This is a genomic window from Paenibacillus sabuli, from assembly GCF_014705605.1.
GTDB lineage: Bacteria > Bacillota > Bacilli > Paenibacillales > Paenibacillaceae > Paenibacillus_D > Paenibacillus_D sabuli.
The window spans coordinates 20,950-36,638 of record NZ_JACXIZ010000044.1; the positions used below are offsets into that span (position 1 = coordinate 20,950).

The 15,689-nt window shown below is 65.2% G+C and carries 12 protein-coding genes; 6 read left to right on the forward strand and 6 right to left on the reverse strand.

Annotated elements, in window-relative coordinates; genetic code table 11:
* Positions 1 to 415: 415 nt before the first annotated feature.
* The 4 genes from IDH44_RS21170 to IDH44_RS21185 are packed head-to-tail and all read right to left on the reverse strand — an operon-like array spanning position 416 to position 5,573.
* Positions 416 to 2,545, reverse strand: coding sequence for an MMPL family transporter (locus IDH44_RS21170; RefSeq protein WP_190920815.1), 2,130 nt, complete (start codon positions 2,543 to 2,545; stop codon positions 416 to 418).
* Positions 2,542 to 3,699, reverse strand: a complete 1,158-nt coding sequence (locus tag IDH44_RS21175; protein ID WP_190920816.1) for an FAD-dependent monooxygenase — start codon at positions 3,697 to 3,699, stop codon at positions 2,542 to 2,544. The genes IDH44_RS21170 and IDH44_RS21175 overlap by 4 nt, the downstream gene beginning before the upstream one ends.
* Positions 3,692 to 4,435 carry a methyltransferase domain-containing protein gene (locus IDH44_RS21180; RefSeq protein WP_190920817.1) on the reverse strand — a complete coding sequence of 248 codons (744 nt, stop codon included), beginning with the start codon at positions 4,433 to 4,435 and terminating at the stop codon, positions 3,692 to 3,694. Before IDH44_RS21180 ends, IDH44_RS21175 begins: the two co-directional genes overlap by 8 nt.
* Positions 4,428 to 5,573 (reverse strand): type III polyketide synthase, encoded by a 1,146-nt coding sequence (locus IDH44_RS21185; RefSeq protein ID WP_190920818.1) that lies wholly within the window; start codon positions 5,571 to 5,573, stop codon positions 4,428 to 4,430. Before IDH44_RS21185 ends, IDH44_RS21180 begins: the two co-directional genes overlap by 8 nt.
* Positions 5,574 to 5,771: 198 nt before the next feature.
* Between IDH44_RS21185 and IDH44_RS21190 the strand changes: the two genes are divergently transcribed.
* The 5 genes from IDH44_RS21190 to IDH44_RS21210 all read left to right on the forward strand — a co-directional run bounded on the left by IDH44_RS21190 (position 5,772) and on the right by IDH44_RS21210 (position 12,340).
* The gene (locus IDH44_RS21190; RefSeq protein ID WP_190920819.1) at positions 5,772 to 6,815 is read left to right on the forward strand and encodes a LacI family DNA-binding transcriptional regulator; all 1,044 of its coding nucleotides are present in this window, start codon (positions 5,772 to 5,774) and stop codon (positions 6,813 to 6,815) included.
* Between the two features lie 231 nt (positions 6,816 to 7,046).
* Positions 7,047 to 8,261 carry a Gfo/Idh/MocA family protein gene (locus IDH44_RS21195; RefSeq protein WP_190920820.1) on the forward strand — a complete coding sequence of 405 codons (1,215 nt, stop codon included), beginning with the start codon at positions 7,047 to 7,049 and terminating at the stop codon, positions 8,259 to 8,261.
* Between the two features lie 6 nt (positions 8,262 to 8,267).
* Entirely contained in the window at positions 8,268 to 10,250 is a 1,983-nt protein-coding gene (locus tag IDH44_RS21200) for an alpha/beta hydrolase family protein (RefSeq protein WP_190920821.1), read from the forward strand.
* A gap of 72 nt (positions 10,251 to 10,322) precedes the next feature.
* Positions 10,323 to 11,582 carry a Gfo/Idh/MocA family protein gene (locus tag IDH44_RS21205; protein ID WP_190920822.1) on the forward strand — a complete coding sequence of 420 codons (1,260 nt, stop codon included), beginning with the start codon at positions 10,323 to 10,325 and terminating at the stop codon, positions 11,580 to 11,582.
* 20 nt (positions 11,583 to 11,602) lie between these two features.
* On the forward strand, positions 11,603 to 12,340 hold the full coding sequence (locus IDH44_RS21210) for a glucosamine-6-phosphate deaminase (RefSeq protein WP_190920823.1): 738 nt from the start codon (positions 11,603 to 11,605) through the stop codon (positions 12,338 to 12,340).
* A gap of 98 nt (positions 12,341 to 12,438) precedes the next feature.
* Here the strand turns inward: IDH44_RS21210 and IDH44_RS21215 are convergent, their stop codons facing one another.
* Together IDH44_RS21215 and IDH44_RS21220 are read right to left on the reverse strand one after the other, a co-directional pair.
* Positions 12,439 to 13,197, reverse strand: coding sequence for a DUF3891 family protein (locus IDH44_RS21215; RefSeq protein WP_190920824.1), 759 nt, complete (start codon positions 13,195 to 13,197; stop codon positions 12,439 to 12,441).
* Positions 13,198 to 13,459: 262 nt separating this feature from the next.
* Positions 13,460 to 14,407, reverse strand: a complete 948-nt coding sequence (locus IDH44_RS21220; protein ID WP_190920825.1) for a ribose-phosphate diphosphokinase — start codon at positions 14,405 to 14,407, stop codon at positions 13,460 to 13,462.
* Positions 14,408 to 14,549: 142 nt separating this feature from the next.
* Between IDH44_RS21220 and IDH44_RS21225 the strand changes: the two genes are divergently transcribed.
* Positions 14,550 to 15,659, forward strand: a complete 1,110-nt coding sequence (locus IDH44_RS21225; RefSeq protein WP_190920826.1) for a ParB/RepB/Spo0J family partition protein — start codon at positions 14,550 to 14,552, stop codon at positions 15,657 to 15,659.
* Positions 15,660 to 15,689 lie beyond the last annotated feature (30 nt).

A 15,689-nucleotide genomic window follows, 5' to 3' on the forward strand; every position in this document is an offset into this window, starting at 1 on the left:
AGCCAGCCGAATTCTCCCCTGTAGCCTCACATTTTACGCTTATTCCCGCCAGCCAGCCGAATTCTCCCCTGTAGCCTCACATTTTACGCTTATTCCCGCCAGCCAGCCGATTTCTCCCCTGTAGCCTCACATTTTACGCTTATTCCCGCCAGCCAGCCGAATTCCCCCCTGTAGCCTCGCATTTCACGCTTATTCCCATCGGCCAGCCGAATTCCCCCCTGTAGCCTCACATTTTACGCTTATTCCCGCCAGCCAGCCGATTTCGCTCCGGTAGCCTCAAGTTTTACACTTATTGCATCTCCATTCCTTCCAGCTAGTCGTAAATTTTAGCCCGATCCCCCGCCTGGATAGTCGAAATAGCCGAGATGGGGGCTCACCGTCCTCCGACATCGCGCCACGTCTCGATCCGCAGCTGCTACCCGAATCGCCCCTTCCCCCAATTCCAGCGGCCCAGCAGCCGCATCAGCGCAGGCACCAGCATGAGCCGAATAAGCGTCGCGTCCAGGAAGATGGCGACCGCAATGCCGATCCCGAGCTGGCGCACGCCGGCGACCTCTGCGAGCGCGAACGGCGTCGTGACGGCGATCATGATAGCGGCCGCGGCTGTAATGATCGGCCCTGTCGCCAGCATGCCCTCGCGCACGGCGCCGTCATTGTCGCCGCTCGCGCGATAGCGCTCGCACATGCGCGAGACGAGGAAGACGCCGTAATCCATGCTGACGGCGAAGACGATGCCGAACACAAAAGCCGGGATCATCAGGGCTACAGGCCCGCGCTCCATGCCGAATGCGCCGTAGCGCAGCGCCAGCGTCAGCACGCCAAAGGCCGCGCCCATGCCGAGCAGGCTGGTGAGCAGCGTCTTGGCGGCAAGCGCCGGCGAACCGAAGGCAAGCAGCAGCACCACTACGTTGGCCGCGGCGCCCGCGAGCAGCACGTGCCATGCGCCGGCTCGAACGGCGTCAAATAGCTCCTGCTCGCGCTTGACCTCGCCGCCGACGAGCACCGGCAGCGATGAGGCGGTGCCGATGCGTGCCCAGGACGATACCCACGCGCGCGCCTCGGGCGCATGCGCCCCATGGCGCAACTGGACCTCGATGCGCATGCTGCCGCCGCGCAAATACGTCGCCAACCGCGCTTGGGGCGCAGCCGTCTCCAGCGTGGCCGTCCCCAGCCCGGTCGCCAATGCAAAAGGCGAGTCGACTCCCGCCACATCCGCATCCTGCGACAGCGCCAGCGCTAGGCGGCGCGCACGCGCCCAATCTGCGGCCGTCCACGCGCCGCCCGGCGCGAATGCGATGAGCGGAACCCGCGCTCCGCTCGGACCGAAGACCTCCTCCATCGTCTGCGTCGCCGCGCGCACCGGATGGCCCGCAGGCAGCGAGCCTGCATCCGGCATCTCGACCTCGATCCGCAGCAGCGGCAGCAGCAGTGCCAGCAGCACCCCGCCGGAGAGGAGAGCCGATCTGACTGGACGGCGCATGACCGCATCCGTCCATCGCGTGAGCCAGCGCGCGAGCAGCCTGCGCCCGCCGCCGCTACGCCTCGGGCCAGCGGCGCGGGCGAGCCGCGGCGCCAGCAGCACCAGCAATGCCGGCAGCAACGTGAAGCAAGTGACTACCGACGTCGCCAGCACCAGTAGCGCGGCGCCGGCCACCGACGCGAACATTGGCACCGGGATCAGCATCATCGCCGCCAGCCCTCCGCCGGCGCACAGCGCCGAGCAGCACACACTGCACCCAGCCGTGCGCAGCGTCGTCTGCAAGGCGGCGACGGGAGTCGCGCGCAGCAGCTCCTCGCGATAGCGGCCGACGAGGAGCAACGCAAAATCGATGGACAGCGCAAGCCCGACCATCGGAATCACGCTCAGCACGAAATTTGACAGCATGGCGTCCTGCGCGATCCAGGCCGCTGCAGCCAGCGCCGCGCTGACCGTCGCCCACCCGACGAGGATCGGCAGCAGCGCTGGCAACAGGCCGCCCAAGGCCAGCCACATGACCGCCAGCGCCGCCGGCAGCCCGATCCGCTCGGCGACCGCCACGTCCCGGCGGCTCGCGGCATTGACCTCCGCTTGGACGACGGGCGCGCCGCTCCACGCCGGCTCGACATCCGGGTGCGGCGGCAGTCGGCGCCGCAGCTCGTCCAGCACGGCGGGATGCGCCCGCTGCGGAGGCGACAGTTCCACCGCCGCATACGCGTAATCCCCGCGCCGCTGCTCCGGCCGCTCGAGCGGCGAGATGACACGGATCACGCCCGGGACACTCTCCAGCGCCGCCACGGCTTCGCGCAAATAAGCCGCATATGCGGCTTCGTCGAGCCTGCCGTGCTTGCGCAGCAGCACGAGCACCGGCTCGGCGGGCATGCCGTATTGCGTCTCGAGCATGTGCCGGACAGTGTCGTAGTCCCCGCCTGCCGGAGGAGACAGGCCATGATCGCCGACCCGTCCGGGCAGCTCTGCAGCCAGCGGCGCGCTGACGATCAGCAGCGCCGACCAGGCCAGGACGACAGCCCAGCACCAGGCCCGGCCTCCTCTTGCGCCGCCGCTCATCGCTGCGAGAGCTCGCGCATGCGCACCCGCGTGGCGAGCACGAGGCGCTGCGCCGTCCCGGGCAGCAGGCGGGCCAGCGCCGGCGCGACGCGCCGCCCCGTCTCGCTGCCGAGGGCGACGTGCAAGGCGAGGCCCCAGCGCAGCGCCGGGGCGAGCTCGCGGTGCAGCGCTGCGTCATACGCGCGATACGCGCGCGCCCATCGTCCCGCGCCAGGAGCTCCGCGCAGGTAGCGATCCGTCTCCCGCACGACCAGCTGCGCAGCGCGCAGCGCCATCGACATGCCGTCGCCGCACAGGGGCGGGATGCGTGCGGCTGCATCGCCGATGCGTAGGCAACCATCCGACGCGGCGCGGATTCCGGCCCGATAGCGCGGGACGACGACTGCCGACAGCGTGCCGGCAACCGGCCGCCCGCCGGCGAGGCGCGCCTGCAGCCGCGGATGGCGGGCCGCAGCGGCATGCAGCATGCCCAGCGCGTCGCCGCCCTGACGCCACAGCTCGGAGGCGGTCAGCAGCGCCGCCATATTATAGCGGCCGTCTTCGACCGGACATAGCCCGAGATAGCCGCCGCGAAAAAAATACATCTCGACCGCTCCGCCCCGCGTCAGTCCCTCATAGTGCGCGCCGAGACCGAGCTGCCGCGCGGGGCCTGAAGACGCCTCGCCGGCCCCCGCGCCGCGCGCCTCCACGACCACCCGGCTCCGCAGCGCGAGCCGCTCGCCGCCGTAATCCGCCTCCACACGCCAGCCCCATTCGCCCGCTGTCGCGACGCGTCGCACGCTGCCCTGGAGCAGGCGCGCGCCGGAGCGAACCGCAGCCGCCTGCAGCGCCGCGTCCAGCGCATAGCGGCTCAGCCCGGCGGCGGGAGCAGGCAGAGCCAGCTCGATCGGGCGGCCGCCGGGCATCGTCAGCACGGCGCGCTCGATCCGGCTCGCGCCGAGCTCGGCCGTCACGCCGCCGAGGCCCAGCGCATCCAGCAGCTCGGCGGACTCCGGTGAGAGGAAGGCGCCGCACACCTTGTGCCGGGGCAGCCGCCGCCGCTCGATGAGCGCCGTGCGCCAGCCCAGGTCGGCGAGCGCCTTGGCCGCGGCACTGCCGGCGAGGCCGGCGCCGAGGACGACGGCGTCGTAGGACGACTCCTGCCGCTCAGGCATCGGGCTCGCCTCCCGCTGCGCCGGCAGCCGGCTTGGCGGCGACTACGCAGTAGCGAAAAAGCGGCCGCCACCGTACCTCGAAGGACGCTGCAGTCTCCCCCAGCTCGCTCTGCAATGCCGCCCAATCCTCGCTGCGGAACCCGCGCGCCACCGACAAGGGCCCGTCATGGCGCACATAGCGGCCGGTGCGCAGCAGACGCGCCGCCACCCATACGCCGAGCCAAGCCAGTCTGTGCCGGTGGATGTCCCCGATGACGACGCCGACGCGGGACGCCCGCAGCAGTGCCCGCATCGCACCCGGCAGCTCGGGCCGCGCGAAATGATGGAGCACCTGCGACGCCGTCACAATATCCGCGCTGTCCGTCGCGAGCGCATAGAGATCGGCCTGCACCACCTCCACGTTTGAATGCTCGACGAACAAGCGCCTCGCCTCCGCGCAAGCCTCGGCGCTGCGATCGACGAGCGTCAAATGCAGCTCCACCCCGGCCTGCTCGGCCCAGCGCAGCAAGCTGAGATTGACGTCGCCTCCGCCGCTGCCCGCGTCCAGCACCCGCAGACGGCGCGGCCGACCGTGCCGCTCCCACAGCCGCACGACGCCATGTCGGGTGGCAGGCGCCGCGCCCAGCAGCCGGTTCAAGCGGCGCAGCTCGCGCAGCGCCGCCGTCAGCTCGTGCCCGCCGCCCGGCTCGTCCATCAGCTCCGGCGAGGCGGCACGCATCCGCAGCGAGCTACGCATCGGCCCCCACCGCCTCTCGCTGCGGCGCGACGGCCGAGGGCATGCGCACAATCTGCATCAGCTCCGCGGTCAGCCCCGGCCCGAAGGCCAGCGCCGTGCCTTCGGTCTTGTTGGCGCGCGTCTCTTGCAGCAGCTCCTGCAGGACGAACAGGATTGTCGCCGACGACAGGTTGCCGTATCGCTGCAGGACGGTGCGGGCCGAGTGCACCTGCGTATCCGTCAGGCCGAAGATCTGCTGCAGCGCATCGACGATGCCGCGACCGCCGGGATGAATCGCCCACAGCGGCGCTGCGGCCGCTGCGCCGGACAGCCGCTCCAGCTCCTGCGGCACACTGCGGGCGAGCAGCCGCGGGATGGACGGCGACAGGTACAGATCGAAGCCGTGGTTGCCGACCTCCCAGATCATCTGATCGGACGTATCCGGGATCAGCGCCGAGCGCGCCGGACCGAGCGCATACAGCCCCGGGCGGTCCGGCTGCGCCTGCCGCACGACGCACGAGGAAGCGCCGTCCCCGAAGAACGAGGCCGCCAGCAGCGCCTCCTTCTCCACGGAGGGCTGAATGTGCAGCGTACACAGCTCGACGCATGCGACCAGCACGACCGTCTCCGGATCCGACGCCGCCAGCTCGCGCGCCAGCGCGATTGCCCGCAGACCGGCCGCGCAGCCGAGGAACGTAAGCGGGATGCGCCGCACATCGCTGCGCAAGCCGAGCCGCCCGACCAAGCTGACATCGAGCCCCGGCAAAAACTGGCCCGTACAGCTGACGGTGATCAGATGCGTCACGCCGTCGGCTGCCTGTGCAGCCGCCGTCAGTGCCTTGGCGGCTGCGGCCGCGCCGAGCGGCACCGCCTCGCGCTTGTAGACGGCCATCCGTTCGGCCGTGGTCGGAATCCGTTCCGTCTGCCCGTCCAGCGGCCAGTATCGGCAAGTTCCGGCAGGCTCCAGCAGGCTAGGATCGCACGTATAGCGCGTCTGCACGCCGCTTTGACGCAGCAGGCGCTTGGCCCAGCGCGCAGCGGCCGGCTGACTGTGAAGCGCCTCGAGCAGCCGGCCCGTCAGCTCCTCCTGATCCATGCGATGCTCCGGTACTGCCGTGCCGATTCCGGCAATTTGAATGGTATTCGCTGCTTCATTCATCGTTCGCTGCCCCCATTTCCGATATCCCGCGTCTCAAGTGGACAAGAATGTCTTAAGCGATGTATATGCCGACTCCGCTCGCAGTATGCGGCCGCCGCAAGTACGCCCGGCCGCAGCACTCGCCAGCTCAAGGAATTTGTGATACACTTCACATTAAAGGATTCGCAGAAATCGATTTCTAAAAGGTGGCTGCACGACATGAAAAAAACGGTTACGATTCACGATATTGCGCGGATCGCAGAGGTTTCCTCCGCAACGGTGTCCCGCGTCCTCAGCAACAGCTCTTACCCGGTGAGCGACAAGCTGCGCAGCAAAATTTTACGCATCGCCAAGGAGCATAATTACATTCCCAATCTGATCGGCAAGCAGCTCAAAACGAACGCCAGCATGACGATCGGGGTCATCATCCCGACGATCACGAACCCGTTCTATTCCTCGGTCATCCTCGGCATCGAGGAGATCGCGCGTCAGAACCATTATCACGTCATCGTGTGCAACTCGCTGCACAATCCCGAATTCGAGGGCGAATATATCAAAACGATGGTCGAAAAGCAGATCAAGGGGCTCATCATTTCGTCCATCTCGAAGGATGTCTCGCTGCTCAAGCAGTTCATGAGGGCCGGTCTGAACGTCATTGCCATCGATCAAAAAATCGACGAGGACGAGATCACGCAGATCGAATTCAACTACGAAAAAGGCGGCTACATGGCCGCGCAGCATTTGCTCGCGCTGGGCCATACGCGCATCGGCTACGCCACCTCCAGACTGGACCGGCCCAGCCGCCGCGACATCCACGCCGGCTATTTGCGGGCGATGGAGGAGGCCGGCCTGCCGGCGCTGGTGGAGGAATCGCAGTCCGAGGAGGCGTTCAACAGCACCGGCGAATTCGATGTCGGCAAACGCCTGGCGGCGCGTATGCTCGCGGCTTCGACGCCGCCCACCGCCATCTTTGCCTGCAACGACATGATGGCCTTCGGGGTCATCAACGAGCTGATGCTGCGCGGCATTTCCGTGCCGGGGGAAATTTCAGTGATCGGCTTTGACGGCATCGAATTCGGCAAAATGACGCATCCGCCGCTCACGACGATCAAACAGCCCGACTACGAAATGGGTATTCTCTCCGGCAAAATATTGCTCGATATGATGCGCGGCGACGAAAATCCGACGCTGTCGGTCACGCTCCAGCCCAAGCTGGTGGAGCGCGCCTCCGCCGCGCAGGCGCATACTTCAAGCCCCATCTGACACTCCTCTTTTCTTCGGCGTCCCGCCTCAGTTGCAATGCGCGGCGGCGCTCGCTTTTTACGCTTGATGTAAGCGCTTAATGTTCGATTACCTGACATCTTCGCCTCCCAACATGGCCGCAATCCGAAAAATTTTAAAAAAAGGGCTGTTCAATTCAAGAACTCATGTTATACTAACGTCGTAGTAATCGATTACTGTCTGGTTAATCTACGGCGACAGGAGAGACTACCCATGAAAAAAATTGCGCTTGTCGGTGCCGGATCCCGCGCCCTTCACATGTTCGCGAAGCCGCTTGCCGAAGAGCTCAAGCCCTTTGTCGACTTTTGCGGCGTGTACGATCTTAATCGCAAGCGCGCCGAGCTACTCAGTCAGGATTGCGGCGGCATCCCCGTCTACGACAGCTTCGAAGCGATGCTGGGCGAGGCCCGTCCGGACACGGTCGTGGTTGCTTCGACCGACAGCACGCATCACGAATATATCGTCGCCGCCCTGCAGGCCGGCTGCGACGTCATCTCCGAGAAGCCGATGACGACCGATGCCGCCAAGTGCGAGGCCATTCTCAAGGCCGAGCAAGACTCCGGACGGCGCGTCACCGTTACCTTCAATCTTCGCTTCGCCCCTTATTTTGCGAGAGTCAAGGAGCTGCTGGATGAAGGCGCGGTGGGCCGCGTGCATCACATTGCCTTGCAATGGTACCTGGACCGCAGACACGGCGCAGACTACTTTCGGCGCTGGCACGCCGAAATGAAAAATAGCGGCGGACTGCTCGTGCACAAAAGCACGCATCACTTTGACATCATCAACTGGTGGCTGGACAGTCGCCCGGACAGCGTCTATGCCAACGGAGCACGGCAGCTGTACGGTCCGACGCGGGAGGAGCGCGGCGAGCGCTGTCTGACCTGCGACTACAAAGCCTCGTGCGCATTTTATTTCGACGTGCGGGATCAACCGTTCACAGACCGTTACTTTTTGCAGGCGGAGCAGGAAGACGGCTATATCCGCGATCGCTGCGTGTTCAGCGAACGCATCGACATCTACGACACCATGTCGGTCAACGTGCGGTATGACAGCGGAGCCATGCTCACCTATTCGCTGGTCGCCTACAGCCCCAACGAAGGCTGGCGGGCGACGATCACCGGCAGCGACGGCACGATGGAGATCGCCAACCAGTACAGCAATGCCGATATGAGTCAAGCGGGGCCGAGCGCCATCCGCGTCTACAAGCCCGGAGGCGAGGTGCGCCGATACGACGTACCGACCCACGGCTCGGGCCACGGCGGCGGCGACGCCCGATTGCGGGCGATGCTGTTCCACCCGCAGCCTGCGCCCGACCTGCTCGGTCAACAAGCCGGCAGCGTCGCCGGGGCCTACTCGCTCCTGATCGGCGATGCGGCCAACCGTTCGATCGCAGAGGGACGGCCCATTCAATTGCCCGTATGGAGGTGAAGCGCCATGAATACGCTGCTGGAGCTCGAGCGTTACACGCCGACCTTGTACGATACGCAAGATCAATTGAAGACGCATATATTCGCCCGCACCGACGAGGCGCTGGAGGCCGGGGAGCGCGCGCGCGATGCGCTGGCCACGGCGGATCAGCTCCGCATTCGTCAGGCGGCCGTTCGGGACGCGTTCCTCGCGTCGATCGGCGGACTGCCGACCGGCGGACCGCTGCACGGCCGCTCATCCGGCGAGTTGAGAACGACCGACTATCGCATCGAGCGCATCCTCTTCGAGTCCCGGCCCGGCCATCCCGTCACGGCCAATCTATACATGCCGCACGGGCTGCATACGCCGGCGCCCGCCGTCCTGTTCCTGTGCGGACACGAGCGCGGCGCCAAGCATAGCCCGCTCTATCGCCGGGTATGCGGCATTCTCGCGCGCAGCGGGCTGATCGTGCTCGCCGTCGACCCGCTCGGGCAGGGCGAGCGCCTCGGCTACCTTGAGCAAGACGGAGCCGACGGGCCCGTCGGCTGGGGCACGCACGAGCATCAGCACGTCGGCGCCCAGTGTCTGCCGCTCGGCCTCGGCCTGGCGCGCTACTTCGTGCACGATGCCATGCGCGCCGTCGATTACCTGCTGACCCGCCCCGAGGTCGACCCGGCCCGCATCGGCGTGACCGGCAATTCCGGCGGCGGGACGCAGACGGCGATGCTGATGCTGTGCGACCCCCGGCTCGCCGCCGCCGCGCCGGGCACCTTCATCACGGGGCGCAGCCGATACATGCATGCGGGCGGCGTGCAGGACGCCGAGCAGGTCTGGCCCGGCTGGTCGGCTGCGGGCTACGATCACGAGGATTTGCTGCTCGCCTGCTGTCCCCGTCCGGTGCTCGTCCTGGCCGCGACCTCGGACTTTTTTCCAATCGAGGCGACGCGCCGCACCGTCGCGCGCGCCGCACGATATTGGGAGCTCCTCGGCGTCCCCGGGGGCCTCGCGCTCGTCGAGGACGCGTCCACACACAGCTACACGGACGTGCTGGCCGAGGCCGCCGCGGCTTTTTTCGCCGAGCGGCTCGGGGCCGTCCCGGGCGCGACCGACAGCTCGGCGATGCAGCCGGAGGCGATCGCCGAGGAGCAGCTATGGTGCGTCCCCTCGGGACAGGTCCTGCGCGAGCTGAGCGGCGTGCGCACTGTGCACGACGAGCTCGTCGCGGAGACCGAGCGCCTGCGCGAGGCACGGCAGCTGCGGAGCGAGGCCGCCGACGCGCGCGGCGACGCGCTTGACTGGCTCCGCGCCCGCGTACTCGGGCCGCGGCGCACCCACTCGCCCAATCTGCGCCGGCAGCCGCTCGGCGTGATCGCCGGCTTGGAGGCCGAGCTGCGCATGTGGTGGGCGCAGGACGGCATCATGAACAGCGGCATCTGGCTGCAAGCTGCCGGCTCCGCATCGACGGAGCCGGCAGCTCCGGCCGGACTCACGCTGGCGCTCTGGGAGGGCGGCACCACTTCGCTGACCCGCCACGAGGCCTGGCTGCACAGCCAGGCGGACAGCGGCCGGGCCGTGCTCGTGCTCAATCTGTCGGGCATCGGGCCCCATGCCCCCTACCCGATCTATGGCAAGCCGCCGCTCGCGCGCTTCGGGGTGATGCACAAGCTCGCCGACGAGCTGATCTGGATCGGCGACAGCCTCGCAGCCCTGCATGCGCACGATATGATTCGGGCGCTCGACGCATTGCCTGCACCCTATGCGCCCTTGACCTCTCCGGTCGAGGCCTACGCTTGCGGACGCGACGGCGTCGCGCTCGCGCTCGCAGCCGCCCTCGACGCGCGCATCGGCGAGACGACGATCGCGGGAGACTGGGCATGCATGACGGATTGGGTGATGGCCCGCGATTACGACGATACGGACATTATGCGCAGCATCATGCCGGGCATGCTGCGCTGGTTCGATCTCGACGAGCTCGCCGCGTGGCGCGCGTCCGCAGCGCCAGACCGCTAGAGCCGCAGTACCGGCTGCATCATGTCGGCCACACCGGCAGTACCATCTTGATCGAAAGGAGCGTCGCCTATCATGGAACCGATCACCGTCGTTTTAATCGGAGCCGGCATGCGCGGGATGATCTACACCCGGCATGCGACGGACCACCCGCACGAGCTGCGCGTCGTCGGCGTCGCCGACCCCGATCCGGACAAGCGGGCGCGCTGCCGCGAGGTTTTCGGCTTTGACGAGACACATGCCTACGCAGACTGGGACGCCTTGTTCGCGGGTCCGCGCATCGCCGACGCCGTCTTCGTCTGCACGCAGGATCGCGATCATTACGAGCCGGCCCTCCGCGCGCTCCAGGCCGGTTATCACGTGCTGCTGGAGAAGCCGATGTCTCCCAGCTGGGAGGAATGCGTGGCGCTGGAGCGCCAGGCGGCCGAGAGCGACAGACTGCTCGCGATCTGTCATGTCCTGCGTTACTCGCCGTTTTTTCGCACGATCAAGCAAGCGGTGACCGACGGTCGGATCGGCCGGCTAATGTCGATTCAGCACAATGAGAACGTCGGCTTCCTGCATTATGCGCACAGCTATGTGCGCGGCAAGTGGCGCCGTTCGGACGAGTCCAGTCCGATGATTCTCGCCAAGTCGTGCCACGACCTGGATATCATGCTCTGGCTGGCCGACAGTCCCTGCCGCAGCGTCGCTTCGTACGGCGGTCTCTCCCATTTTGACGAGACGCATGCGCCGCCCGGAGCGCCGACGTATTGTCTGGACGGCTGCCCCGTATCCGACACCTGCCCGTACTACGCACCGAACACGTACCTGCGGCAGGAGGTCGGCTGGATGGCCGCTTCGGTCTCCGCCGACACCAGCTATGCGGCCCGTTATGCCGCGCTGCGCAAAGGACAATACGGCCGCTGCGTCTATCGCTGCGACAACGACGTCGTCGATCATCAGGTCGTCAGCCTGGACTTCGCCAATGACGTCACAGCCTCATTCACGATGAGCGCCTTTACGGCCCATACGAGCCGCACGCTCAAGCTGATGGGCACCGAAGGCGAGCTGCGCGCCACGATGGCGTCCAATGAAATCGAGATTACCCGCTTCGGCAGCGGCCGGCGGGAGCTGGTGCAGCTGACCGATCCGGGCGGCCATGTCGGTCATGGCGGCGGAGACGCCCGGCTTGTGCGCGATTTTGTACGCGCGGTGCGCCAATACGGCTCGCACGACAGCCTCACCTCCGCTGCGGCCTCCGTGCAGAGCCATCTGATGGCTTTTGCAGCCGAGCGCGCGCGTCTGGAGCGACGCGTCGTGCCGCTCAGCGAATTTACGGCTCCACTCAATTGAACATCAGGAGGAATTATGCGATGCAGATTCATATAGTAGACGATGCCGACCAGCTCGGCCTTCAGGCCGCCCGCGCGAGCGCAGCACTGTTGAATGAAGTCATAGCCGAGCAAGGGCAAGCGCGCGTCGCGCTGTCCACGGGCGCCTCGCAATTTGAGTTTCTGAAGCACTTCGTGACCATGGACGTGCCGTGGGACAAGGTCGTCATGTTCCATCTCGACGAATATATCGGCTTGTCCGAGCAGCATCCGGCCAGCTTTCGCAACTATTTGAAGGAGCGCTTCCTGCAACATGTCGGCGTCACCGACTACCTGCTCGTGGACGGCGAAGGCGATCCCGCCGCCGTCATCGCCCGGCTCAACGAAGCCATCGCGGCAGCGCCTGTCGACCTCGCGCTGATCGGAATCGGCGAGAACGGACACATCGCCTTCAACGATCCGCCGGCGGACTTTGACGACCCGGCCCCTTACCGCATCGTCGACCTGACCGATACCTGCAAGCAGCAGCAGGTCAACGAAGGCTGGTTCCCGTCCTTGCAGGAGGTGCCCCGTCAGGCAATCACAATGACCGTCAGCCAGATCATGCGTTGCCGCCGCATCATCTCCTGCGTGCCGCATCAAGCCAAGGCCGCGGCCATCGCCAACACGCTGGAAAAAGAGATCAGTCCGCACTACCCGTCGACCATTCTCAAGCGCCACGACGACTGGAGTTTGTACCTGGACAAAGCCTCTTCCTCCAAAATTGCAGTGTGGGCCTAGAATGCAAGGCGAAACTTGTACATGCTCTATATTTAAAAAAGCGCAAATCTCCGAACGATTCGGGATTTGCGCTTTTTGTTGTATTTTCGTATACGCTGTTACTCCACAAAAGCGAAGCGGCGCTTGGACCACGGCGCGCTGCGGAACGCCTGGGCCAGTCCGCCGCGGCGCAGCTCGGACTTGTCGATATGCTTTTGCCGCACCGTCACATCGGCGCGTCCCGCAAACGGAAACGGCGCAAGCGCGATGCGTTCCTCGTCGATCCAGGCCGCGCGAAAGGTGACGCCGTCCTCCATCTGCGTGCCAAAGCCGCCTTGGTACCACGGGTGCTCCTCCTGCTTCGACGCGCCGGGTCGATTGAAACAGATGTACAGGCTCAGCTCGTCGCAGAGCTGGAGCAAGCGGAAGTGATGCGCAACGCTGCGCTCGTCGAGCTCGCCGAGTGCCGCGCGTATGCGTTCCCGTCGCAGCTCCTCATGCGCCAGAAAAGCCGCCGCATCGGCCTCCCCGGAGTTGCGAATATCGCCAAAGGAGCAAAAATGCAGGCTCGAAAGCAGGGCGGCATACGGCGACTTCGCTTCGATCTCATCCAGACCGACTGTATATAGCAGCAGCTTGGGGAGCAGCGGAAACGAGAGGAAATCGCAGGGCGCCTCGGCCAGGTCGTCCCAGATCGGCGTCTCGTCCATCCGCAGCCAGGCCCGGTCATGCTCCTCTACGGCGAGCAACACGTCCGTCGCCCGAGCCGTATCGGCCAGCCACTTGCCATCCAGCTGCTGTGCGATCTGACCCGACAAGCGGGCATGGTCGTCCTGCGTGGTCAGTACGAATGCGTTCTGCGTGTCCCTGACGATCACCGGCACCCTCTCCTTGTGGAGCAATTTAGAAAGTGAGGTGAAAAAGTAAGCCTCCGTGCCCGAATTGCGTTTCCGTATGCTCCCGTAGCGATGTTTCTTCGAAACATTTTACCTCCTCTATTTCTTGAATGGACTTCTTAATTAGGAAGAAATCGAGGAGCAAAATGGCGGGCGCTTAAAACGTTCTGCAAGAACGTACTTCGGAAGCATATGCTTTTCTCCAACGCATTTTCGGCTACTCTGGCACTTTTTCACCTCACTTTTACACGCTCTTGATCTTGAATAAGCCGCTGATCGAGCCGCCGCGGCGATTGGCGCGGATCGCTTCGGCTAGCAAGCCCGCTACCGACAGCACCTTGATATGCGGCGGGCTGCTCTCCGGCAGCGCGATCGAATCGGTCACCACGACCTGGCGAATGTTCGGGTGAGACAGGCGCTCCAGCGCCTTGCTCGAGAACACCGCGTGCGTCGCGCAGACATAAGCGCCGCGGGCCCCTCTCTCCTCCAGCGCGGTCGCGACGTTCTCGACTGTCATGCCGGTGTCGATCATATCCTCGATAATGATCGGCGTGTGGCCCTCGACCTCGCCGATCACATGCGTGATCGAGGATTCGTTGTGCGCGGCGCGTTTTTTGACCATGAAGGCGAACGGATAATCGAGATAGCTCGCCAGCTTCTCGGCTGTCTCCGCCCGGCCCGCATCCGGCGAGACGATAATCGGGTTGCTGAGCTCGAGCGACTTGATGTGATTGCTGATCAAGTCGAGCGCCGAGAGATGGTCGACCGGAATGTTGAAGAAGCCCTGGATCGCAGCGGAGTGCAGATCCAGCGTCAACAGTCTGTCCGCGCCGGTTTTGGTCAGCACGTCGGACACCATTTTGGCCGAGATCGGCTCGCGCGGCGCGCCCTTGCGCTCTTGGCGGGCATAGCCGAAGTAAGGAACGACGAGGTTGATCGTCTTCGCCGAGGCGCGCTTGGCGGCGTCGATCATGACGAGCAGCTCGACGAATTGCTCGTTGATCGGGTGCGAGAAGGACTGCACCAGGTAGACGTCCTGATTGCGAATGCCCTGCTCGTAGTGGACGTAGACCTCCCCGCTCTTGAAGCGCGAGCGCTTGATCTGGCCGAGCGGCAGCTCCAGGCGGCGGCAGATCTCTTCCGCCAGCTGCGGATTCGACGAGCCTGAAAAAATGCTGATGTTCTCCTTCATCGTCTCTCCTCCTAGTCTATCAACACTGTATGTCCCAGTATACCACATTGCAGGACGCTTTTCCGACTGTGAAATCGCGCGCCGCTCCGCTATAATAGAAGTGGCCGCGGCGCCCAGCTGCGCGCAGGAAAGGAGAATCGTCATGGAAATTACGGAACTCGCCTTGCGTCTGATCGACGAGGACCCGGGGCAACCCAGATACCAGTTCGAAGACGAGGCGCTGCAGGAGCTGATGCGCAGCATCGAGGAGCTTGGTCTGCTCTCGCCGATCAAGGTGCGCCCGGTGCCCGGCGGACGCTATCAGATCATCTACGGCAACCGGCGCTACAAAGCCTGCAGCATGCTGGGGCTGGACCACATACCGTGCATCGTCTCGACGGTCACCGACGAAACCGAGATTTACCTCGAGCAGATCGCCGAAAACCTGACCCGCGAGGGCTTCTCCCCGATCGAAGAAGCCGAGGCGTTCGACAAGCTGCTCAAAGACGCCAAATTCGGCAGCTCGGTCAAATTTCTCGCTTCGCGGCTGGGGAAGCCGGAATCTTACATACGCAACAAATGCGAACTGTTGAAATTCGGCGCCGCCGTGCGCAAGCGCATCGTGCGGGGCACGGAAATCCGGCCGGACTGCCTGACGGAGGATCAGCTGCTGCCCCTGAAGGCGCTGCCTCTTGAGTACCGCGATTCCCTCGCGCTCATCGCCGCTCGCGACGAGCTGGCGCCGACCGATGTCAAAAAAATCGCCAGCCTGTACAAGGACGCGACCATCTCGGACAGCACCAAAAACAAGCTGCTCGCCAGGTCCGGGCCCGAGCTGATCGATACGTGGTCGGTCTACCGCCAGAATCGGGCCGAGCGCGCCAAGCAGGCCGCGCAGGCGCAAGCCGAAGCGCAGCAAACCGAGACGCAAGAAACCGAGACACAAGAAGCGCCGTCTTTGCCAGCCTCTTCAGACGCCTCCGCGGCGACCGCGCAGGCGCAAGCGCATCCCGGCGAGTCTGACGCGGCCGGAACCACTTCTCCACCGCAGCAGCCCGCCCATCGCGCGCAAACGCAAACAGCCCCGCTTCCGTTCAAGGCGGAAATGGAGCTGCTCCTGGATGCCATGGAGCGGCAAACGAATGCGGGTGCCGCAAATGTCTCGCTGGCTCCCGATCCCTCGGCGCTGCGCGCGGACATCGATGCGGTCATTGACGGGCTGCAAGCCCAGCTCCTGCGCTGGCAAGCGATACGAAAAGCGCTCAAGAGCTGAGTCTGTCTCGGACAGACCTCGCCCTCCGGG